The sequence below is a fragment of the Rhodococcus sp. IEGM 1305 genome (assembly GCF_030058635.1).
GTDB lineage: Bacteria > Actinomycetota > Actinomycetes > Mycobacteriales > Mycobacteriaceae > Rhodococcus_F > Rhodococcus_F opacus_D.
In genome coordinates this window covers 31,680-52,750 of the sequence record NZ_JASHKX010000037.1, presented here as the reverse complement: position 1 = coordinate 52,750, position 21,071 = coordinate 31,680, and the positions used below count along the sequence as shown (strand labels likewise).

At 66.9% G+C, this 21,071-nt stretch carries 22 protein-coding genes and 2 tRNA genes; 14 read left to right on the top strand and 10 right to left on the bottom strand.

Annotated elements, in window-relative coordinates:
* Positions 1-10: 10 nt before the first annotated feature.
* From QM693_RS31140 to QM693_RS31125, 4 genes are all read left to right on the top strand, one after another.
* Positions 11-784, top strand: coding sequence for a fumarylacetoacetate hydrolase family protein (locus tag QM693_RS31140; RefSeq protein ID WP_280781725.1), 774 nt, complete (start codon positions 11-13; stop codon positions 782-784).
* A 73-nt stretch (positions 785-857) separates the two neighbouring features.
* Positions 858-2,333, top strand: coding sequence for a glutamate--tRNA ligase (gene gltX, locus QM693_RS31135; RefSeq protein WP_283354242.1), 1,476 nt, complete (start codon positions 858-860; stop codon positions 2,331-2,333).
* Positions 2,334-2,475: 142 nt separating this feature from the next.
* Positions 2,476-2,547 (top strand) — tRNA-Gln (locus QM693_RS31130).
* Between the two features lie 76 nt (positions 2,548-2,623).
* A tRNA-Glu gene (locus QM693_RS31125) sits at positions 2,624-2,696 on the top strand.
* A 61-nt stretch (positions 2,697-2,757) separates the two neighbouring features.
* Here QM693_RS31125 and QM693_RS31120 read toward each other — a convergent pair.
* From QM693_RS31120 to QM693_RS31110, 3 genes are all read right to left on the bottom strand, one after another.
* Positions 2,758-2,925, bottom strand: a complete 168-nt coding sequence (locus QM693_RS31120) for a DUF5302 domain-containing protein (protein WP_005240394.1) — start codon at positions 2,923-2,925, stop codon at positions 2,758-2,760.
* 82 nt (positions 2,926-3,007) lie between these two features.
* Positions 3,008-3,526 carry a pyridoxamine 5'-phosphate oxidase family protein gene (locus QM693_RS31115; protein WP_283354241.1) on the bottom strand — a complete coding sequence of 173 codons (519 nt, stop codon included), beginning with the start codon at positions 3,524-3,526 and terminating at the stop codon, positions 3,008-3,010.
* A 38-nt stretch (positions 3,527-3,564) separates the two neighbouring features.
* Positions 3,565-4,266 (bottom strand): IclR family transcriptional regulator, encoded by a 702-nt coding sequence (locus QM693_RS31110; RefSeq protein ID WP_005240398.1) that lies wholly within the window; start codon positions 4,264-4,266, stop codon positions 3,565-3,567.
* Positions 4,267-4,404: 138 nt separating this feature from the next.
* On the opposite strand from QM693_RS31110, the gene leuC reads away from it, so the two are divergent.
* The 3 genes from leuC (at position 4,405) to QM693_RS31095 (ending at position 7,208) form a co-directional block, all read left to right on the top strand.
* A complete protein-coding gene (gene leuC, locus QM693_RS31105) occupies positions 4,405-5,826 on the top strand; it encodes a 3-isopropylmalate dehydratase large subunit (RefSeq protein ID WP_280781728.1) in 1,422 nt (473 codons plus the stop codon).
* 27 nt (positions 5,827-5,853) lie between these two features.
* Complete coding sequence (gene leuD / locus QM693_RS31100) at positions 5,854-6,462, top strand: 3-isopropylmalate dehydratase small subunit (RefSeq protein WP_005240402.1); 609 nt, start codon at positions 5,854-5,856, stop codon at positions 6,460-6,462.
* A gap of 158 nt (positions 6,463-6,620) precedes the next feature.
* Positions 6,621-7,208, top strand: a complete 588-nt coding sequence (locus QM693_RS31095) for an HU family DNA-binding protein (protein WP_283354240.1) — start codon at positions 6,621-6,623, stop codon at positions 7,206-7,208.
* A 102-nt stretch (positions 7,209-7,310) separates the two neighbouring features.
* On the opposite strand, the gene QM693_RS31090 is transcribed toward QM693_RS31095, so the two are convergent.
* From QM693_RS31090 to cofC, 3 genes are all read right to left on the bottom strand, one after another.
* The gene (locus QM693_RS31090; protein ID WP_283334816.1) at positions 7,311-8,246 is read right to left on the bottom strand and encodes an NUDIX hydrolase; all 936 of its coding nucleotides are present in this window, start codon (positions 8,244-8,246) and stop codon (positions 7,311-7,313) included.
* Between the two features lie 34 nt (positions 8,247-8,280).
* Positions 8,281-10,485: an RNA degradosome polyphosphate kinase gene (locus tag QM693_RS31085; protein ID WP_283334815.1), complete on the bottom strand. Its 2,205-nt coding sequence runs from the start codon at positions 10,483-10,485 to the stop codon at positions 8,281-8,283.
* A 68-nt stretch (positions 10,486-10,553) separates the two neighbouring features.
* A complete protein-coding gene (gene cofC / locus QM693_RS31080; protein WP_280781732.1) occupies positions 10,554-11,276 on the bottom strand; it encodes a 2-phospho-L-lactate guanylyltransferase in 723 nt (240 codons plus the stop codon).
* Between the two features lie 149 nt (positions 11,277-11,425).
* Between cofC and QM693_RS31075 the strand changes: the two genes are divergently transcribed.
* The 3 genes from QM693_RS31075 to QM693_RS31065 all read left to right on the top strand — a co-directional run bounded on the left by QM693_RS31075 (position 11,426) and on the right by QM693_RS31065 (position 14,755).
* Positions 11,426-12,424 (top strand): NAD(P)H-dependent glycerol-3-phosphate dehydrogenase, encoded by a 999-nt coding sequence (locus QM693_RS31075; protein WP_009479691.1) that lies wholly within the window; start codon positions 11,426-11,428, stop codon positions 12,422-12,424.
* A 4-nt stretch (positions 12,425-12,428) separates the two neighbouring features.
* Positions 12,429-13,553 carry a cystathionine gamma-lyase gene (locus tag QM693_RS31070; protein WP_283354239.1) on the top strand — a complete coding sequence of 375 codons (1,125 nt, stop codon included), beginning with the start codon at positions 12,429-12,431 and terminating at the stop codon, positions 13,551-13,553.
* 95 nt (positions 13,554-13,648) lie between these two features.
* On the top strand, positions 13,649-14,755 hold the full coding sequence (locus tag QM693_RS31065) for a D-alanine--D-alanine ligase family protein (RefSeq protein WP_105413049.1): 1,107 nt from the start codon (positions 13,649-13,651) through the stop codon (positions 14,753-14,755).
* Positions 14,756-14,774: 19 nt separating this feature from the next.
* Here the strand turns inward: QM693_RS31065 and QM693_RS31060 are convergent, their stop codons facing one another.
* Together QM693_RS31060 and QM693_RS31055 are read right to left on the bottom strand one after the other, a co-directional pair.
* Positions 14,775-15,371, bottom strand: a complete 597-nt coding sequence (locus tag QM693_RS31060; protein ID WP_280781734.1) for a DUF3515 domain-containing protein — start codon at positions 15,369-15,371, stop codon at positions 14,775-14,777.
* Positions 15,372-15,373: 2 nt separating this feature from the next.
* A complete protein-coding gene (locus tag QM693_RS31055; protein ID WP_105413047.1) occupies positions 15,374-15,607 on the bottom strand; it encodes an Lrp/AsnC ligand binding domain-containing protein in 234 nt (77 codons plus the stop codon).
* 246 nt (positions 15,608-15,853) lie between these two features.
* On the opposite strand from QM693_RS31055, the gene QM693_RS31050 reads away from it, so the two are divergent.
* Genes QM693_RS31050 through QM693_RS31040 form a run of 3 tightly spaced genes read left to right on the top strand, consistent with a single transcriptional unit; the run spans position 15,854 to position 17,970 of the window.
* Positions 15,854-16,765, top strand: coding sequence for a thiamine-phosphate kinase (locus QM693_RS31050; protein ID WP_411194597.1), 912 nt, complete (start codon positions 15,854-15,856; stop codon positions 16,763-16,765).
* A gap of 9 nt (positions 16,766-16,774) precedes the next feature.
* On the top strand, positions 16,775-17,296 hold the full coding sequence (locus QM693_RS31045) for a gamma carbonic anhydrase family protein (protein WP_037245490.1): 522 nt from the start codon (positions 16,775-16,777) through the stop codon (positions 17,294-17,296).
* On the top strand, positions 17,296-17,970 hold the full coding sequence (locus QM693_RS31040) for a uracil-DNA glycosylase (RefSeq protein ID WP_283334812.1): 675 nt from the start codon (positions 17,296-17,298) through the stop codon (positions 17,968-17,970). The genes QM693_RS31045 and QM693_RS31040 overlap by 1 nt, the downstream gene beginning before the upstream one ends.
* Positions 17,971-18,015: 45 nt before the next feature.
* Here QM693_RS31040 and QM693_RS31035 read toward each other — a convergent pair whose 3' ends face one another.
* Together QM693_RS31035 and rpmB are read right to left on the bottom strand one after the other, a co-directional pair.
* Positions 18,016-18,804: an enoyl-CoA hydratase/isomerase family protein gene (locus tag QM693_RS31035; RefSeq protein WP_280781735.1), complete on the bottom strand. Its 789-nt coding sequence runs from the start codon at positions 18,802-18,804 to the stop codon at positions 18,016-18,018.
* 148 nt (positions 18,805-18,952) lie between these two features.
* A complete protein-coding gene (rpmB, locus tag QM693_RS31030) occupies positions 18,953-19,144 on the bottom strand; it encodes a 50S ribosomal protein L28 (protein WP_005240429.1) in 192 nt (63 codons plus the stop codon).
* A gap of 235 nt (positions 19,145-19,379) precedes the next feature.
* Between rpmB and QM693_RS31025 the strand changes: the two genes are divergently transcribed.
* Positions 19,380-21,068 (top strand): DAK2 domain-containing protein, encoded by a 1,689-nt coding sequence (locus QM693_RS31025; RefSeq protein WP_283334845.1) that lies wholly within the window; start codon positions 19,380-19,382, stop codon positions 21,066-21,068.
* The last annotated feature ends 3 nt before the right edge of the window (positions 21,069-21,071 follow it).

Below are 21,071 nucleotides of genomic sequence, written 5' to 3'. Positions count from 1 at the left end.
ACTCGACGTCATGCGTCTTGGTCGAGTGGCAAGTCCCGATGGTGTTGCGTTCGTCAGTATCGAGGGGGACGAGGAGTCCCGGATCGCGAAGGAGATCGCCGAGCACCCGTTCGGCACCCCCACTTTCACCGGCCGGAGCTGGCCGCTCGCCGACGTGCGACTGCTGGCACCGATCCTCGCCAGCAAGGTCGTCGCGATCGGAAAGAACTACGCCGCCCACGCCGCCGAAATGGGAGGAGAGGCGCCGGCCGATCCTGTGATCTTCCTCAAGCCCAACACCTCGATCGTGGGCCCCGACGCCGCAATCGTCCTGCCGAAGTCCTCCAATGAAGTTCATTACGAAGGAGAACTCGCGGTCGTCATCGGACGCCCCTGCAAGGACGTGCCCGCTGCCAAGGCTCTCGACGTGGTGCTCGGGTACACGGCCGCCAACGACGTGACGGCCCGCGACCACCAGCGCCACGACGGGCAGTGGACGAGAGCGAAGGGCCACGACACGTTCTGCCCACTCGGGCCGTGGATCGAGACCCGGCTCGACGCCTCCGACGTCGACATCACCACCGAGGTGGACGGAGTGGTGAAGCAGCGGAGCAACACTTCGCTTCTGCTGCACGACATTCCGAAGATCATCGAATGGGTGTCGGCCGTCATGACGCTGCTCCCGGGCGACGTCATCCTCACAGGCACCCCGGAAGGCGTCGGGCCGATCGTGGACGGCCAGAGTGTGAGCGTGACCATCGGTGGCATCGGCACCCTCACCAACCCGGTGACCGCCAAGCGCTGACGGCTCTCGTGTCGACATCGGGAGCGGACTAGCCTGTAGGAGTCCGTTTTCCCAGCGTCGACCCAAGTGAGCCATGACCACAAGCGAAGTTCGCGTCCGTTTCTGCCCGTCGCCCACCGGAACCCCGCATGTGGGGCTCGTCCGAACCGCCCTGTTCAACTGGGCGTTCGCCCGTCATAACGGTGGGTCGTTCGTGTTCCGCATCGAGGACACCGATGCTGCCCGTGACAGCGAGGAGTCGTACCAGGCGATCCTGGACGCGCTGCGCTGGCTCGGACTGAACTGGGATGAGGGCCCGGAGGTCGGGGGACCGTACGAGCCCTACCGTCAGTCCCAGCGACGGGACCTGCATCTGGACGTCGTCGCGAAACTGCTCGCGGCGGGCGAGGCGTACGAGTCGTTCTCGACGCCCGAGGAGGTCGAGGAGCGGCACAAGGCGGCCGGCCGCGATCCCAAGCTCGGCTACGACAACTTCGATCGTGATCTGACACCGGAGCAGAGGCAGGCGTTCCTCGACGAGGGCCGCAAACCCGTGGTCCGGCTCCGGATGCCGGACCACGACCTGACGTGGGACGACCTCGTGCGCGGCGAGACGACGTTCAAGGCCGGAACCGTTCCCGACTTCGCCCTCACCCGCGGCAACGGGATTCCGCTGTACACGTTGGTCAACCCCGTCGACGACGCGTTGATGAAGATCACACACGTCCTGCGCGGCGAGGACCTGCTGTCGTCGACGCCGCGGCAGCTCGCCCTCTACGAGGCGATGCAGCGGATCGGCGTGGCCGAGTTCACTCCGAAGTTCGGGCATCTGCCGTTCGTCATGGGACAGGGCAACAAGAAACTGTCCAAGCGCGACCCCGAGTCGAATCTCTTCATCCATCGCGATCGCGGTTTCGTCCCCGAGGGACTGTTGAATTACCTGGCGCTGCTGGGCTGGGGTATTTCCGACGACCACGACGTGTTCTCGCTGGACGAGATGGTCGCCGCCTTCGATATCTCCAAGGTCAATTCCAATCCGGCCCGGTTCGACCAGAAAAAGGCCGACGCGATCAACGCCGAGCACATCCGGCTCCTCGAGCCCGCTGATTTCGCCGCGCGCCTGCGCGCGTTCCTGACGCTCCACGGCCATCTCGGGGAGACCGTGGACGAGTCCGTCTTCGCGACCGCTGCCGAACTGGTCCAGACGCGCATCGTGGTCCTGTCCGACGCCTGGGAACTGCTGAAGTTCCTGTTCGTCGACGAGGCCGACTTCGCGATCGACCCAGCCGCCGCTGCCAAGAACCTGGGCGCCGACTCCGCACCGGTTCTCGACGCCGCCCTCGCGTCGCTGGGCGCAGTCGAGGCATGGGATGCGGCCTCACTGGAAGAGGCCCTCAAGACCGCTCTCGTGGACGAATTGGGCCTCAAGCCACGTAAGGCGTTCGCTCCGGTGCGGGTGGCCGTCACGGGCTCGCACATCAGCCCGCCGCTCTACGAATCGATGGAACTGCTCGGACGCGACGTCTCGCTGTCCCGGCTGCGCTCTGCGCGGGCCGGCATCGCCGGCTAGAACGCCGCTCTCGGGCCGAAAAGGGTGCAAAAACAGCCTCTGACCATACGATTTGGTAAATCCCGGCAGTAGGCTGGTAATCTCTTCTTCGGCCCGAGGCGGGCCGCAGAGCCCAGAAGCTCAGCGGTTCGAGAACGGCCATTGGGGTATGGTGTAATTGGCAACACAGCGGTTTCTGGTACCGCCATTCTAGGTTCGAGTCCTGGTACCCCAGCGGAAGTTCGGCCGATTTTGACTCCGAACTTCTGGAAGCTATGCTTGCTGAGCTTCCAAAGCAAGACAAAGTTCCTGGCCCCGTCGTCTAGCGGCCTAGGACGCCGCCCTCTCAAGGCGGTAGCGCGGGTTCGAATCCCGTCGGGGCTACAAATTGAAACACCCTCCAAGAAATTGGAGGGTGTTTCTTTTTATCCGGACGATGTGTCGTTTATCCCGTCTTGCGGCGGAATTCGCGTTTGTGGTCGGCGGGCCCATGGGCCTCGTGCGCCTTGGAATGTCCGTCCTTGTGATCGGTGGACAGTCCGGCCTGATGATTCTTCCGCTCGAGTGCTTCGCGGAATTTCTTTTTCGTGTCCTCGTTACTGGCGTCGGTCATGGTGAACTCCCTCGGGTAGTCGGTTCACTCTGTGAAGCTACGCCGAGGGCACCGAGAATGCTCCCGTTTTTTCTGCGCGGCGTCAGGCGCGGCGGTCGGCCGTCTCCAGGTACGCGGCCGTGGTCCCGCCCGCCGGCATCGCGGGCAAGCCGAGCTTGGCATGATCCCAGCTTCTGATGCGCTCGGGAACGATCCGCACGACAACCCGCTTGTGCAGCAGCTGATCGATAGCGGGACGCAGATCGTCGGTGTAGGGCCCGGTGTACCGTTCCCACACGCTGACGCCGACCGCGAACATCGCGTCCGGGTCCTCCACGATCTCCGCCCGGCCCTCGATGGAGATTCCGCGCAGGGTGTCGTACGTCTGGCCGTCCTCGATCAGGACGGTGACGCGGTCGTCACGGCGCAGGTTGACCGCTTTCTGCGATTTCGACTTCGTCTCGAACCAGATCTCGCCGTCGATCACGGCGTACCACATGGCGACGAGGTGGGCTCGGCCGTCCGCTGCCACCGTTGCGAGCGTGGCGATCCGGCTCCGATTCACGAATTCGGCGATCTCCGAATCCGTCATCGTGATCTGCGATCGTTGGTTCTTCCCCATCGGCTTCTCCTGTCGCGGTGAACGTCGGTCGTGGTCGATCAGAGCCTCTTGTGCAACGCCTCGGCGGCGGCGAGAAGGTCGGCCGCCCAGCGAGCGCCGGGACGCCTGCCCATCCTGTCGATGGGGCCGGACACCGAAATTGCTGCGATGACAGCGCCGCCGGCATCCCGCACGGGTGCGGCGACACTGGCGACACCGGGTTCCCGCTCGGCGGCGCTCTGTGCCCAGCCGCGCCTGCGGACCTCGAGCAGCACGCGTTCGCCGAACGCCGCGTCGGGAAGAATCGCGCGCTGGGTCTGTGGGTCGGCCCAGGCGAGAAGGACCTTGGCGCCCGAGCCGGCGCTCATCGGCAGTCGTGCCCCGACGAGAACGGTGTCGCGGAGACCTGTGGGCGGCTCCATCGCCGCCACGCAGATGCGCTGAGTGCCTTCCCTGCGGTACAGCTGCACGCTCTCCCCGGTGATCTCGCGCAGCCGCGGAAGGACGAGGGCCGCCGCCGAAACGAGTGGATCGTTAGCCGTTGCAGCGAGTTCGGCGAGGCCGGGACCGGGGCACCACAACCCGTCGGAGTCGCGGGTCAGGAGGCGGTGGACCTCGAGCCCGACGGCCAGCCGGTGGGCGGTGGCGCGGGGGAGTCCGGTGCGCGAGCACAGTTCAGTGAGGCTGCAGGGCTTCTCGGCCACGGCATGCAGCACGCCCACCGCTTTGTCAAGGACTCCGATGCCGCTATGCTGTCTCATAGGTCGATACCACTTTCTCGCATACTGGGATCATAGCGCACCTTCGTCTCACGTTGAGTGCGTGTCCGGGAAGAGGGTAACGACATCAAGCGCACGGCGGACCGGCCCGAAGCCCGCGGTGCGAGAAGACACACAGAGGTGGAGAAGATGGCGGAGAAAGCACGCACCCTGGCAGAGAAGGTGTGGGAAGACCACGTCGTGGTCCGGGGTGAGGGAGACAACCCCGACCTCATCTACATCGACCTGCATCTCGTTCACGAAGTGACGAGTCCGCAGGCATTCGACGGACTCCGGCTGGCGGGGCGCCCACTGCGCCGACCCGACCTGACGATCGCCACCGAGGACCACAACGTCCCCACCGTCGACATCGACAAGCCGATCGCAGACCCCGTCTCCAAGACTCAGGTGGACACGCTGCGGCGCAACTGTGAGGAATTCGGTGTCCGGCTGCACCCGATGGGAAACATCGACCAGGGCATCGTCCACGTCGTCGGCCCGCAGCTGGGCCTCACCCAGCCCGGCATGACCGTGGTGTGCGGTGACAGCCACACGTCCACCCACGGCGCCTTCGGCGCGCTCGCGATGGGTATCGGCACCAGTGAGGTCGAACACGTCATGGCGACGCAGACGTTGTCGTTGCGTCCTTTCCGGACGATGGCGATCACCGTGGACGGCGAATTGCCCGACGGCGTGACGAGTAAAGATCTCATTTTGGCCGTCATCGCGAAGATCGGAACGGGCGGCGGCCAGGGCTACGTCCTGGAGTACCGCGGCGAAGCGATCCGGAAGATGTCGATGGAAGCGCGGATGACCGTCTGCAACATGTCCATCGAGGCGGGTGCGCGGGCAGGCATGATCGCCCCCGACGAGATCACCTACGAATTCATCAAGGGACGTCCCCATGCGCCGAAGGGCGCCGACTGGGACGCCGCGGTCGAGGCCTGGGAGCAGTTGAAGACCGACGAGGGTGCGGTTTTCGACAACGAGGTCCACATCGACGCGAGTTCCCTGACGCCGTTCGTGACCTGGGGCACCAACCCGGGGCAGGGACTGCCGCTCGGCGAGGCCGTGCCGAATCCTGCCGACATCGTGGACGAGAGCGCGCGTCACGCCGCGGAGAAGGCGTTGACCTACATGGGTCTCGAAGCCGGAACTCCGTTGCGTGAGGTGGCGATCGACACAGTTTTCGTGGGTTCGTGCACCAACGGCCGGATCGAGGATCTGCGCGCCGTGGCCGATGTGTTGCGTGGCCGCCACGTCGCCGACGGGGTCCGGATGCTGATCGTGCCGGGCTCGATGCGTGTTCGCGCGCAGGCCGAAAAGGAGGGTCTCGGCGAGATCTTCACCGCCGCTGGCGCCGAATGGCGGCAGGCGGGGTGCTCGATGTGCCTCGGGATGAACCCGGATCAGCTCGCGCCCGGCGAGCGTTCGGCCTCCACGTCCAACCGCAATTTCGAAGGCCGTCAAGGCAAGGGCGGCCGGACTCACCTGGTTTCGCCGCTGGTCGCCGCCGCGACCGCGGTCCGGGGAACACTGTCCGCGCCGACAGATCTGGCCTAGGACCCAAGGAATTTAGGAGATTTTTCGATGGAATCCTTTAGCACACACAAAGGTATCGGCGTTCCGCTGCGGCGATCCAACGTGGACACGGACCAGATCATTCCGGCGGTCTACCTGAAACGAGTGACCCGCACCGGTTTCGAGGACGGCCTGTTCGCCGCGTGGCGGAACGATCCGAACTTCGTTCTGAACGTCGCCCCGTACGACAAGGGCAGTGTTCTCGTGGCCGGGCCCGATTTCGGCACGGGCTCCTCCCGGGAGCACGCCGTGTGGGCGCTATCCGACTTCGGATTTCGGGTCGTGATCGCCTCTCGCTTCGCCGACATCTTCCGCGGCAACGCCGGCAAGGCCGGTCTGCTGGCCGCTCAGGTGGCCCAGTCAGACGTCGAACTGCTCTGGAAACTGCTCGACGAGCAACCCGGTCTCGAATTGATTGTCGACCTCGAGAACAAGACTGTGACGGCCGGAACCACCGTGGTGCCCTTTGCGATTGATGACTACACACGGTGGCGTCTGATCGAGGGTCTGGACGACATCGGATTGACATTACGGCAGGTAGAAGCCATTTCCGAGTTCGAAAAGTCAAGGCCTTCTTGGAAACCTGCGACTCTTCCGGAGCCCACTCCGGCCGACTGAAAGTTGGAATCGGAGCCCTGTCTGCCAGATAATAAGTTCCTGAGAATGGTGCCGCGTTGTATGAGAATTGGCGTGGCACATAGACTCCTGCGGTATTCAGGTTTACCGTAGTTCGTAGTCGGTCCGATGATGGACCATTAGTTCGCGGAGGAATTTCAATGAATAAGGCAGAGCTCATCGATGTTCTGACCGAGAAACTGGGCACGGACAGGCGCACGGCAACGGAAGCTGTCGAGCATGTCGTGGACACGATCGTCCGGGCAGTGCACCGCGGCGACAGCGTGACCATCACCGGTTTCGGTGTCTTCGAGCAGCGTCGTCGCGCGGCACGTGTCGCACGCAACCCGCGCACGGGTGAGACCGTCAAGGTCAAGCCGACGTCGGTGCCGGCGTTCCGTCCGGGCGCTCAGTTCAAGGCGGTTATCGCTGGCGGCCAGAAGCTTCCGGCCACCGGTCCGGCAGTCAAGCGCGGCGCAGCGGCGCCCGCCACCAAGGCTGCTGCCAAGAAGGCTGCTGCCAAGAAGACTGCAGCCAAGAAGGCAGCTCCGGCCAAGACCACGGCCGCGAAGAAGACTGCAGCCAAGAAGGCTCCGGCCAAGACTACGGCCGCGAAGAAGACCGTCGCGAAGAAGGTGGCTCCGGCCAAGACCGCAGCCAAGAAGACTGCAGCCAAGAAGGCTCCGGCCAAGACCACGGCAGCCAAGAAGACCGCAGCAAAGAAGGCTCCCGCGAAGCGCGCCAAGTAATACAGCGCACACGGGACTGCCCGAACACAGACAGGCGCCGACCCTGGGGGTTGGCGCCTGTCCGTGTTTCCTTTGCCTCTCGGTGACTCCGGCCGGTGGGGCTCAGTCCTTCCGAGTGGGAGGCAGGGGACTGTCGATGTGGTCGGCGGCGATGAGTTTGCCGCCGGACAGCGAGAGCACCCAGGTGCTCGCCTTCCTGTTCCGCGCCGGGGGAAGTGTGATGCCGTCGTTCTCCGCCCACCAGTCGAGCAGATCGGGAATGACGCCTCCCTGACTGCAGATCACCTGAACTCCGCCGAGAGCGGCGATCTTGCGGACCCGCGTGCGGGTGGCCACCGGGTCGGCGGTGTAACTCTCCTCGGACAGCAGCGGATCCAACCGGACGGTCGTGTCCAGCGCGCGCGCCAGCGGCTCGACCGTCTGTGTGCACCGCGTCCGGTCGGCCGACGTGATGTCGGTGGCCCCGAACGCTTCGAGCTGCGGGACGAGCGTCTCGGCCTGGAGTAGGCCGTTCGCATCCAGGGGCCGGGTGGTGTCGTCGCCCTTGTATCGCTTCCGGCTTCCAGCCTTGGCGTGCCGGACCAGGAGCACGGTCGCGGTGTCGGGTGGCTGAGCCGTGAATCGGCGGAGCATCTTGCGATCCATGGGATACGACAGCTGATCGGCCACCTCGGAGACGGGAAGCCACCGCATCTCGTCCACTTCACTGTTGGAGACGAATTCACCGGCGCGGGCTTCTGCCGCCCAGTATTCGACTCGTTTCAATCGGCGATGGCCCGGAATCGGATATGTCAACGCGCCCAGATGCCGGCCGAGGCGCCCGCGAATACCCGTCTCTTCTTCCACCTCACGCAATGCGGCCACCACTGCGGTCTCTCCGGGGTCGAGCTTTCCCTTCGGAAATGACCAGTCCTCGTATTTGGGCCGGTGAATGAGCGCGATCTCGATCTCGTCGGGATTGCGGGGAGACTTTCGCCACAGCACTGCCCCCGCAGCGAAGATATTGGCTTTGACCGGTTTGCCGGGTGAACTGCTCACCGAGTTCCTTCCTTCTGCCGCGGACTCGCCGCGATCAGGATCCGGTGCCCATTCGTTTGCGCATCATGGCCTCCTGGTGGTCGCGAACCTCCTCGCCGTGGGCAGGCGACGGAACCCACCGGCCGTCGGACCCGAGCACCCAGCACCGCGTGACGGGATCGAGCGCGGAATCGACGATCTCGGCTATCTGAGCGGTGAGTCGAGGGTCTTTCACCTGCGCCATGACCTCGACGCGTCGGTCGAGGTTGCGGTGCATCATGTCTGCGCTGCCGATCCAGTATTCGTCGGCGCCGCGGAAATGGAACACCCGGGAATGCTCGAGGAATCGTCCGAGAATCGACCGGACGTGGATGTTCTCACTCAGCCCGGGGACTCCGGGTTTGAGGGCGCAGATGCCACGCACGACGATTTCGACGGGCACACCGGCCCGGGACGCGCGGTAGAGCGAGTCGATCACCTGTTCGTCGACCAAGGCGTTGGCCTTCAGCAGGATTCCGGAGTCCTCACCCCGCAGTTTGTGCGCGATCTCACCGTCGATCCGCTCGATGATTCCCCGGCGGACGCCGTACGGCGCGACGAGCAGGTTGCGGTACTGCGTCTTCCGCGAGTAGCCGGTGAGGGAATTGAACAGGTCGGTGAGGTCTGCGCCGATCTCGGGTGCGGCGGTGAGGAGGCCGATGTCTTCGTACAGCCGGGCGGTCTTCGGGTTGTAGTTGCCGGTACCGATGTGGCAGTAACGCCGGATGGTGGACCCTTCGCGACGGACCACGAGACACGTCTTGCAGTGCGTCTTGAGCCCGACGAGTCCGTACACCACGTGCACACCCGCGTGTTCGAGCTTGCGGGCCCACTTGATGTTCGCCTGCTCGTCGAATCGCGCCTTGATCTCGACCAGTGCCACAACCTGTTTGCCCGCCTCGGCGGCGGTGATCAATGCGTCGACGATGGGGGAGTCGCCCGAAGTGCGGTAGAGCGTCTGCTTGATCGCCAGAACCTGGGGGTCGGCCGCGGCCTGTTCGATGAAGCGCTGGACGCTCGTGGAGAAAGAGTCGTACGGGTGGTGGACCAGGACGTCGCCGTCGCGGAGGGTGGAGAAGACGCTCTTGGGTGTTTCTCTCTCGCCGAACGCCGGATGCGTTGCCGGGACGAACGGTGCGTCCTTGAGGGCGGGCCGGTCGACCGCATACACCTGCCAGAGGCACGACAGATCCAGCAGTCCGGGTACCTGGATGACGTCGCCGGGATCGACGTCGAGTTCGCGCAGGAGAAGTTCGAGCATGTGCTCGGTCATGTCGTCCGCGACCTCGAGTCGCACCGGTGAACCGAAGCGGCGGCGGGCCAACTCACGCTCGAGGGCCTGCAGAAGATCCTCGTCGCGGTCTTCTTCGACCTCGAAATCGGCGTTGCGCGTGATCCGGAATGCATGGTGCTCCACGATCTCCATGCCCGGGAACAGCATGTCGAGGTGAGCGGAGATCAGATCTTCCAGGGGCAGGAACGCGTCGATGGAGGAGGGCGTTTCGTCGCGGCGGACGCGGACGAACCGGCCCACGTTGTCCGGAACCTTGACCCTCGCAAAGTGTTCGCCACCGGTCACCGCATCCTTCACCGTCACCGCGAGGTTGAGACTCAGACCGCTGATGTACGGGAACGGGTGGGCGTGGTCGACTGCGAGCGGAGTGAGCACGGGGAAGATCTGGTCCTGGAAATGCACCGACAGGCGCTCGCGGTCGTCGTCGGTGAGATCGTCCCATCCGATGATGGAGATCCCTTCGGCGGCAAGCGCGGGACGAACGGAGTCGAGGAAGACCCGTGCGGCCTTCTCCGAGATCTCCTGGGTCCGGGTTGCGATCAGCGAGAGCTGTTCGCGGGGGGAGAGACCGTCGGCGGACCGCACGGACAGCCCGGTCTCGTCGCGGCGCTTGAGTCCGGCCACGCGGACCATGAAGAACTCGTCGAGATTGGACGCGAAGATGGCGAGGAACTTGGCGCGCTCGAGCAACGGCAGCGACGTGTCCTCGGCGAGGGCGAGAACCCGGGCATTGAAATCGAGCCAACTGAGTTCGCGGTTCAGGTAACGATCTTCGGGGAGTCCGTCGGTCAGTGCGCTCGTGAGGGCACTCGTCGCAGCGGGTGGCGCCATCGGAACGTTCGTGGGATTGGCCGTGACGATGTCGTCGCGGGTTCCGTTCTTTCCGTCGACGTCGGTCTGCTGGTCGAGTGCTTCTCGGTTACTCACCCCACGATCATCCCTCGAGAATTCGGCCGCCGACAATCGATGGGGCAAATTCACACGGCGTGCGCGACCTACTCGTTTCCGCAGCGCGAGGGGGCGGTGTGTTCGAGAGCGTCGAGGGCGGCACGCGTCGCAGGTCCGACGCCGAGAGCCTGCGCGGCATCGAGATCGTCGGCGGTGTCGACGTCGGTTCGCAGACCGGGCCAGTGCCCGTCGAGGGGCCGCGCCCCGGACTCGAGATGCCGCTTCGCCGATCCCGGTCCGAACCGGGGATCGAGCGGAATCTCCGGGTCGCAGGAGAACAGTGCGGCGGTTCCGGTGCCGTGATGATCGACGACGACCGACCTGCCACCGGTTCTCGCTGCGGCGAGTGCTTCACCGAATTCGCCTCCGCGCAGAGACGGAAGGTCGGCCTGCAGTGCGACGACGTCGACTCCGCGCTCGTTGCGGCGGACGTGCTCGGCCGCCGCCGACAGCGCCGCATTGAGGCTGTGCTCGGTGCCGCCCTCGTCCGGCCGATCCTCGGCGGAAACGGGTGCGGGGTCGGCGTAGACGTGCGCGCCGACACTGCGCGCGAGCCGCGCCACCGCGGGATCCGGCGTGACCACGGTGACACCGACGACCGTCGCGACGTCGCTGACGACGGCCAGGGTGTCGCGCAGCATCGACAGGACCAGTCCGGTGCGGTCGGCCGTGTCGAAGACACCCGACAGCCGCGTCTTGGCCGCGTGGAGTTCCTTCACGGCGACGAGAACGTGCGCGCGCGGCGCCACGGATCGGGTCGCTGTGCTCATGCGGATATCTTGCCAGCCCGCGCGGGGCGGTGCTCCGGACGCCCGGTCGCCGCTGAGCAGCGAACGAGTTCGGTAGCGGGGCGGCGCTCGACCTCGGCATCGGCAATACTGTGGGCGACGCATCGGGTAACGAACGACGAGGGGGCTGTGTGAGCAAGGCTGCGGTACTGGGAGCGGGTTCATGGGGGACTGCATTTGCGAAGGTCCTGGCCGATGCCGGGACCGACGTCACCATGTGGGCGCGACGCGCTGAGGTCGCCGAATCGATCGTGTCGCGGCACGAGAACGCGGACTACTTGCCGGGCATCGCCCTGCCTCCGTCGTTGACCGCCACCGACGACGCGCGGGCCGCACTCGATGGCGCCGACATCGTCGTCCTCGCGGTGCCGTCGCAGTCCCTGCGCGACAATCTGCAGGTCTGGAGTCCGATGATCCCCGAGGACGCCACCCTGCTGAGCCTCGCCAAGGGCATCGAAACCGGCACCCTCATGCGGATGAGTCAGGTGATCATCCAGGTCACCGGCGCAGACCCGGGACGTGTCGCCGTGCTGTCCGGGCCCAATCTGGCCCGGGAGATCGCGATCGGTCAACCGGCGGCGACGGTCGTCGCGTGCACGGATTCGACGCGGGCACTGGAACTGCAGAAGGCCTCGGCCACCGGATACTTCCGTCCGTACACGAATTCGGACGTCATCGGGTGCGAGATCGGTGGCGCCTGCAAGAACGTCATCGCCCTCGCCTGCGGTATGGCATCGGGAATCGGTCTGGGAGAGAACACGATTGCGAGCATCATCACTCGCGGTCTCGCCGAGATCATCCGGCTGGGAGTGGCCCTCGGTGCGAAACCTGCCACCCTCGCGGGTCTCGCGGGAGTGGGCGATCTGGTTGCGACGTGCACGTCGCCCCTGTCGCGCAATCGGTCCTTCGGTGAACGCCTCGGTCAGGGTGGTTCGATCGAGAGTGCCCAGGCGGCCACTCACGGTCAGGTCGCCGAGGGTGTGAAATCGTGCTCGTCCGTGCGGGCTCTCGCGGCCAGTTACGACGTCGAGATGCCGCTCACCGATGCCGTGCACCGGGTGTGCCACGAGGGCGTCGTGGTGCAGGACGCGATCGGTCAGCTGCTCGGCCGTCGCACGAAGCCGGAGTGAGCTCGTGAGTGGTGATTCCACCCGCTGCGTCAAAGCTGTTGCCGCAGAAAATGTTCCCGGATCGCCGATGCAGAGGGGGCCGGTTTTCGCAGCGCCGTATCAGCTGAGCGCGGACGAGGGAACCGAGTCCGACACCTACGCGCGTGCCTCCAATCCGGGCTGGCGCGACCTCGAATCGGCGCTGGCGACGCTCGAGGGCGCCGCGGGCGCGCTCGTCGTCGGCTCCGGGATGTCGGCGGTCACCGTCGTGCTGAGGAGTCTGCTCACCGCCGGCGACACGGTGGTCGTTCCGTCTGACGGCTACTACCAGGTGCGCGCGTACGCGCGGGAGCGCCTGGAGCCGATGGGCATCACCGTGCGCGAACTGAGGACCGCCGAGATGGCCGGCGAGGCGGCCGCCGCACTGTTGGCGTCCGCCGAGGGGACGACGGTGGTGGTGGCCGAGACTCCGGCCAACCCCTCGCTCGACGTGGTGGATCTGCGCGCCGTGTCCGAGCAGTGCGCGAACGCGGGCGCTGTTCTCGTGGTGGACAACACGACCGCAACGCCGCTCGGCCAGCAACCGCTCGAACTCGGAGCCGACGTGGTAGTCGCCAGCGGCACAAAGACTTTGAGCGGTCACAGTGATCTCCTCATGGGGTACATCGCCGCGTCGGACGCCGACTTCCTGGCCGGGATGGAACGCGAGAGGGCCCTGTCGGGCACGGTGCTGGGGCCGTTCGAGACGTGGCTCGCCCACCGGAGTCTCGGGACGGCCGGTCTGCGATTCGAGCGTCAATGCGCCAACGCCTTGGCCCTCGCGGTCCTGCTCGAGTCACACCCGGCGGCCCACCGCGTCCGTTATCCGGGTCTGCCCGGAGATCCTGCGCACGCCGTCGCCGCCGGTCAGATGCGTCGATTCGGCGGGCTGGTGAGCTTCGAGGTGGACTCCGCCGAACAGTTCCACCGACTCGTGGCCGGAAGTGAGCTCCTCGTGCCTGCGACGAGCTTCGGCGGCATCCACACCAGCGCCGACCGCCGGGCCCGGTGGGGAGACCCCGTACCCGAGGGGTTCGTGCGGATCTCGTGCGGAATCGAGGACACCGAAGACCTCGTCGCCGATCTCGAGAGAGCGCTGTCCGCGTTGTGAGTGCGGGGCCGCCCACCGTGTCGTGAGGTCGGCGAAGGAAATATGAGGAGAGGTGGGTGCGGTGAGCGTGTCGCGACGACGGTACGGTCTGTGTCGTGAGTAAACCGCGTACCCGGGTAGCCGTCATCTTCGGTGGCCGCAGCAACGAGCATTCCGTGTCCTGTGTGTCGGCCGGAAGCGTCCTGAGGAATCTCGACCCGGAACGGTACGAGGTAGTGCCGATCGGCATCACCACCGAGGGCTCGTGGGTCCTCGGCTCCACCGACCCCGAAACGCTGTCCATCCGCGGCAGGGCACTGCCCAGCGTCGACGCCGACGGGTCCGCACTGGCCCTCACCGCCGACCCGACGCGGTCCGGCGACCTCGTCGCACTCGACGACGGCGAAGCGGGCAAGATCCTGGCCTCGGTCGACGTCGTCTTCCCCGTCCTGCACGGCGCCTACGGCGAGGACGGCACGATCCAGGGCCTGCTCGAACTCGCAGGTGTCCCGTACGTCGGTCCCGGCGTACTCGCCAGCGCCGCCGGTATGGACAAGGAATTCACGAAGAAGCTGCTCGCCGCGGAAGGCCTGCCCATCGGGTTCCAGGTCGTCCTGCGTCCGGGCACCGCCACACTGACCGACGAACAGAAGTCCCGCCTCCACCTCCCGGTGTTCGTGAAGCCGGCCCGCGGCGGATCGTCGATCGGTATCACCCGGGTGGCCGAGTGGGCCGCGCTCGACGACGCCATCGCCCACGCCCGCCTGCACGACCCGAAAGTGATCGTCGAATCGGGGATCGTCGGCCGCGAGGTCGAGTGCGGAGTCCTCGAGTTCCCGGACGGCGACGTGCGGGCCAGCGTCATCGCCGAGATCCGGATGCCGGAAGGCGCAGGCGACGACGAGGCGTTCTACGACTTCGACAGCAAATACCTCGACGACGTGTGCGAGTTCGACGTGCCCGCGAAACTCGACGAAGCGGTCAGCGAAGAGATCCGCGAACTCGCGGTGCGCGCGTTCTCCGCGCTCGACTGCCAGGGTCTCGCGCGGGTCGACTTCTTCGTGACCGAGGACGGCCCGGTCATCAACGAGATCAACACGATGCCGGGATTCACGTCGATCTCGATGTACCCGCGCATGTGGGGTGCGGTTGGTGTCGACTACGGCACCCTCGTCTCGACCCTGGTCGACACGGCCCTCGCGCGCGGCATCGGCCTGCGCTAGGGAAACCGAGGTCCGGCGCTCAGGGATTCGCCACGGGCGCCGGATCGAGCGGCTTCTGCGGCAATGCCTGCGACACCGCGCCGGAAATGTCCTGAAGCGGCGTCGGTCCCACCCCGGTGGGAACCGTGAGTCCGATGTACACGCCGCGGTCGACCGCGAAATAGCTGCTCGCGTCGATTCCGGCGCTCGCACCCGAGATCTCGAACCACTGAACTCCGTCGATCACCTGCAGCGCCGAGGCCTGATCGAACTCCGCGGGACGGTCCAGACCGCAACGCAGGACGAGTGGTTCACCCTCGGCCGGCTGCCACGCGGCAGTCGCCTCGGGTGCGGGCTCGGTGAGTTCGGCGCGCGTGTAGTCGCCCAGCGCGTCGGGGAGGCCCGCCATCAGGGTGGCGCACTCCGCGGAGCCGGATGCGGGCGCGGGCACCGGCCCCAGCGACACCGGTTCCTTCACCGGGTTCCGCCCGGCGAACACCGCCGCGACGACGATGCCGATGACCAGGGCCACGGGAAGCGCCACGGCCGTCGCGATGAGCGCGGGATTGCGCCGCTCCGCGGGGACCGGGTCGGAGTTGCCGGCAGGTGTGCTCTGTTCGGGTTCGAGGTCGGACATGCTCAGTTCTTGTTCGCAGACTTTTCGGGGACGTCGCAGGTGAGGGTGCGGGTGATGCCGGAGACCTGACGGATCTCCTCGACGACGGGAGCGACCTCGTCAGCGGACACCCGCACGATGACGTCATACGGTCCGACCACGTCCTCGGCGGTCCGGACTCCGGTGATCTTCGCGATCTCGGTCGCGATCGCCGCAGCCTTGCCGACTTCGGTCTGGATCAGGATGAACGCTTGCACTCTCGCTCCGGCCCTTCCCTGCTCCGCGCCGCATGATCTCGGTAGAGTCGCGGGTGCTTCGGCGCGCTGATCGGTCACGTGCCGAGAAGTTCCGGCAACAGCTAAAAGGTACCGCAGTCGCACATTCCGTCGACCGGGCCCACAGCCGCTGCACGGGCCACCCGACACTGGAGGCACACCATCACACCGACGGATTCCCCGGACCCGAACCCGCCACTCACCGTCGCCGACGTCGGCGAGTTCGCCGTGATCGGCCGAGCGGTGGACGGCCGGGTGCAGCCGCCGTCCACGCTGATCGGCCCCGGCGACGACGCTGCCCTCGTCCGGGCGGACGACGGCCGGGTGGCGGTGTCCGCCGACATGCTGGTGCAGGACAGGCATTTTCGGCTCGACTGGTCGTCACCACGCGACGTGGGCCACAAGGCGGTGGCGCAGAATGCGGCCGACGTCGCGGCGATGGGGGCGCGGCCCACCGCCTTCCTCGTCTCCCTCGGTCTCCCGCCGGACACGTCGATCGACGTGGCGGACGGCATCTCGGCGGCGATCGGGGAAAGCGCCGAGGAACTCGGGGCCGGCGTCGTGGGCGGTGATCTCGTGCAGGCCGGGCAGATCGTGATTTCCGTCACCGTCCTCGGTGATCTGGGTGGCAGGAGCCCGATCCGGCGGTCGGGCGCGCGGCCCGGCGACGTCGTCGCGGTGGCCGGCGAACTCGGCCGGTCGGCGGCCGGTCTCGCGCTGCTGCTCGGCGGGTCCTCGGATTTCCCGGACCTGCTCGCCGCGCATCGGGTCCCCACCCCGCCGTATTCCGCCGCCTGGGCCGCCGCGGACGGGGGCGCCCACGCAATGACCGACATCTCCGACGGACTCCTCGCCGATCTCGGTCACATCTGTGACGCCTCCGGCGTCGGAATGTCCCTCACCCGATCCGACCTGGCTGTCTCACCCGAACTGGTGGCGGCAGCGAAGGCTCTCGGCGTCGACCACTGGGAATGGGTGCTCACCGGGGGAGAGGACCACGGTTTCGCCGCCACCTTCCCTGCCGGCGTCCCGCTCCCGGCGGGGTGGACCGGGATCGGCGCGGTGCACGACGGGTCCGGCATCTCGGTGGACGGCGAGACCTGGCCGGGGGCCGGGGGCTGGCAGAGTTTCTCGGTATAGGTTGCACGCATGGCTATCTACGCGCTCGGGGACCGCGAACCCGACATCCATCCGGACGCCTACGTCCATCCCGACGCCGTGGTGATCGGGAACGTGACCCTGGCGGCAGGCACCTCGGTGTGGCCGCAGGCCGTGCTCCGCGCCGACTACGGCACCATCACCGTCGGCGCCGACACGAACATCCAGGACGGCACCGTGATCCATTGCACGATGATCGATCCCACCGTCATCGGCTCGGGGTGCGTCGTCGGTCACGCGGCGCACATCGAGGGATCCACGATCGGCGACCACTGCCTGATCGCCTCCGGATCGATCGTTCTCAACGGTTCGGTCATCGGTGCCGGTTCGGTCGTCGGAGCCGGCGCCGTCGTTCCGTTCAAGTTCGAGGTTCCGCCGCGGAGCATGGCGCTCGGCGTCCCCGCGAAGATCCGGCAGGGCTACGAGGTTCCCGAGGGGCACCTCGAGATGAACGTGAAGATGTACGCCGCGAACGCGGCCTACTACCGCGACTCGCTGCGCAGGCTCGACTGATGGCGGCGCCGCTGGCGGACCTCGTCGAGGCCGGATGGGCAGACGCACTCGAACCGGTGTCCGGACGGATCACGGAGATGGGCGAGTTCCTGCGCGCGGAAATCGCCGACGGGCGTGACTACCTTCCCGCCGGAGAGAACGTCCTGAGAGCGTTCACCCACCCATTCTCCGAGGTCAAGGTCCTGATCGTGGGTCAGGACCCGTATCCCACACCCGGTCACGCGGTCGGTCTCAGCTTCTCGGTGGCTCCGGATGTGCGCCCCGTGCCACGCAGCCTCGGCAACATCTTCACCGAATACAGCAAGGACCTCGGCTACGAGACGCCCACCACCGGGGACCTCACCCCGTGGTCACGTCAGGGAGTGCTTCTGCTGAACAGGGTCCTCACCGTGCAGCCCGGACTCCCGGCCTCGCACCGGAAGAAGGGCTGGGAGGCGGTGACCGAGCAGGCCATTCGCGCTCTCGTGGCGCGCCCCGAACCCCTCGTCGCAATTCTGTGGGGCCGGGACGCGTCCACGTTGAAACCGATGCTCGGCGACGTGCCGACGATCGAATCGGCGCACCCCTCACCGCTGTCCGCGTCGCGCGGATTCTTCGGTTCGCGGCCGTTCAGCCGCGCGAACGAACTCCTCGACGGCCTGGGCGCCGAACCGGTGAACTGGCAGCTGCCGTAAACGGCGAATTCCCCTACTGCACAGACGAGAAGGCGGCACGTTCCTCTACTGCACAGACGAGAAATCGGCACGCCGTTTCTCGACGAAGGCGTCGACGCCCTCGCGTCCCACCGGGCTGTCGGCCGCGGTGGCGATCGACGCGGCCTCCGCGTCGAGTTGCTCGGCGAGCGAGCGATATCGGGAGGCGCGCACGAGCGTCTTGATCCCCGAGTAGGACGGCGTCGGGCCGGCAGCGAGGGTGCGGGCGAGTCGAAGGGCCTCGTCCTGGACGACGTCGTCGCCGACGAGGCGGCTGAGGATGCCCAGGCGGACGGCCTCGTCGCCGCTGAGAACGGCATCGGTGATCAGGATCTCGCGCGCGCGGGCGTCGCCGACGATGCGCGGGAGGGTCCAGGACATGCCGCCGTCCGGGGTGAAGCCGATGGACGGGTAGGCCGGGCGCAGCTTGGTCCCCGGGCCGCCGATGGCGACGTCCGTGAGGCAGACAAGGCTCATGCCGGCGCCCGCCGCCCACCCGTGAACACCGGCGATCACCGGAACGGTCACGGCGTCGAGCGCACGAACGAATTCGTGGAACACGCGCGCCACCTCGGCGACGTATTCGCTTCGCACCGGCGCGGAGGCGAAGGCGTGGACGTTGCCGCCCGCACAGAAGTTCGGGCCCTCCCCGACGAGAAGGACGCTGCCGATTCGGTCACCGACCGCTTCGAGTGCCCGGGCACCCTGCACCATGCCCTCGCCGTCCAGTGAGGTGCCGTTCTCCGCCGTCGCGATCGTGATGCGCAGGACGCCGTCTTCGAGCTGTACTTTGCTGAGTCCATCGAGAGAAGTCACCGTTGCACCTTACGTTGGGCCCCTGCCGGTGCCCGACGTGCCCCGATGCGCTGCGACGATGCCGAATCGGACGGGTGTGGCGACACAAAAAACTGCGCCCCCGACACCGAAGTGTCGGGGGCGCAGTGACATCGCACGCAGCGTCGGGTCAGCCCCGAGCAACCTTTCCAGCCTTCAGGCAGGAGGTGCAGACGTTGACCTTCCGGGTGTTTCCGGGGGCAACCTCGGCACGAACAGTCTGAATGTTCGGGTTCCAGCGACGGTTGGTACGCCGGTGCGAGTGCGAGACCGACTTACCGAAGCCGGGCCCCTTGGCGCATACGTCGCAGACGGCAGCCATAGTCGCGAACTCCTTCAAGATAGTGAACTGTGAAATTTGCTGGCCTCGTAGAGACAGGGCACAGCAAGCGCGCCCTGTACGAGGCAACCGTGCAAGAGTAGCCGCTCGAGTGCGGATTGGCCAAACCCGGTCCCGAAGGGCTCGGACCGCGGGCCCGATCATCGTCCCCCGACTAGTCTGACGGCACCTTCCCATTCCCTGGCCGGAGAGGACGACAGTGGCCCCTGAGCTCCCGATGGACGGGCGAGTCCTCGAATCGTGGGCGCGGACCGCCGTCGCGGGTCTGGAAAAGCGGTGCGAGGAGATCAACAGCCTCAACGTCTTTCCGATCCCGGACTCCGACACGGGTACCAATCTGCTGTTCACGATGCGTGCGGCGCTGGGTGCGATCGACGAGTACGCGGGCAGCGGCACCAAGGACGTCCGGCAGGTGGCCATCGCCCTGGCTCGGGGCGCGGTCGCCGGCGCGCGCGGGAACTCCGGCGTGATCCTGTCCCAGGTGCTGCGAGGGATTGCGGAAGCAGCCGTCACCCCCGCCGTCGACACAAGGACGGTCCGGACCGGGCTGCTGATGGCCACCAACCTGGTGACGGACGCGGTGAGCTACCTCGTGGAGGGGACCATCGTCACCGTGTTGCGCTGTGCCGCCGACGCCGCGGCGGAGTTTCCGGACGAGGCGCCGATCGCGGTCACGGCCCGCGCAGCCGCGGACGCGGCGGCGTCCGCGCTCACCAGGACGCCGTCGCAACTCGAGGTGCTCGGCACCGCAGGCGTCGTCGATGCGGGAGGACTCGGCCTCGTCGTGATCCTCGACGCTCTCGTCACAGCGGTGACGGGGGCACCGCCCGATCGCGCACCGATCGCGCTCCACGTTCCGCGCCGCACCCCGTCCACGCATCGCGCAGAGCTCGTCCCTGTTTCCGCGCCGCCCGCGTCGCAGCGCCCGCACGCGCATCCGGGACCCGGACCCGAATGCGACGAGGGTTCGGATCAGGACTTCGAGGTGATGTACCTGGTCGCGGAGTCCGACGAGGACCGCATCGCGGAGTTGCGCACCACGCTGAACGCCCTCGGGGACTCGATCGTGATCGTCGGCGACGGCGGCGGAGGCTGGTCGGTCCACGTGCACTGCACGGACGCGGGCGCAGCAGTGGAGGCCGGCCTCTCGGCGGGACGCATCCACGGAATCCGGGTCAGCAGCTTCCTCGTGGATGCGCGGGACCAGGGGTTGCTCTTTCCCCCGGTCCGGACCCGGCCGGATCAGGGGGAGCGGGGAATCGTCGCCGTCGTGGCCGGCGATGGCGCCGCCGAACTGTTCGCCAGCGAAGGCGCGACAGTCCTCCGATGCGACGACGCCCCCGTCACCCGGGCCCAGCTCCTCGGCATCATCAGGCAGATGGGACGCACCGAGGTGCTCGTCCTCCCCAACGGTGCGCTGACGGCCCAGGAACTCGTCGCGGTCAGTGCCGCGGCAAGGGACGCCCGGCACGAAGTCCTGCTGCTCGCGACGTCCGCGATGGTGCAGGGACTCGCGTCCCTGGCGGTGCACGACCCCGAGCGTGAGGCGGTGGACGACGCCTTCGCGATGTCGGAGGCCGCCGCAGCGACCCGCTGGGGATCGCTGCGCATCGCCAGGGAACGGGCCCTCACCTATGTGGGCACGTGCGAACCGGGAGACGGCATCGGACTGATGGGTCACGAGGTGATCGTCATCGAACCGGACGCGGTCGCGGCCGGACGGCGACTCGTCGACCTCGTCCTCGGCGCGGGTGGCGAACTGGTGACGCTCCTGATGGGGTCGGAGGCGCCGGACGGGCTGGACACGGAACTGGCCGATCACATCTCGCAGCGGCACCCCGGCGTCGAGGTGATGATCTACCACGGTGGACAACCTGGAGATCTGTTGCAACTCGGGGTGGAATGAGGA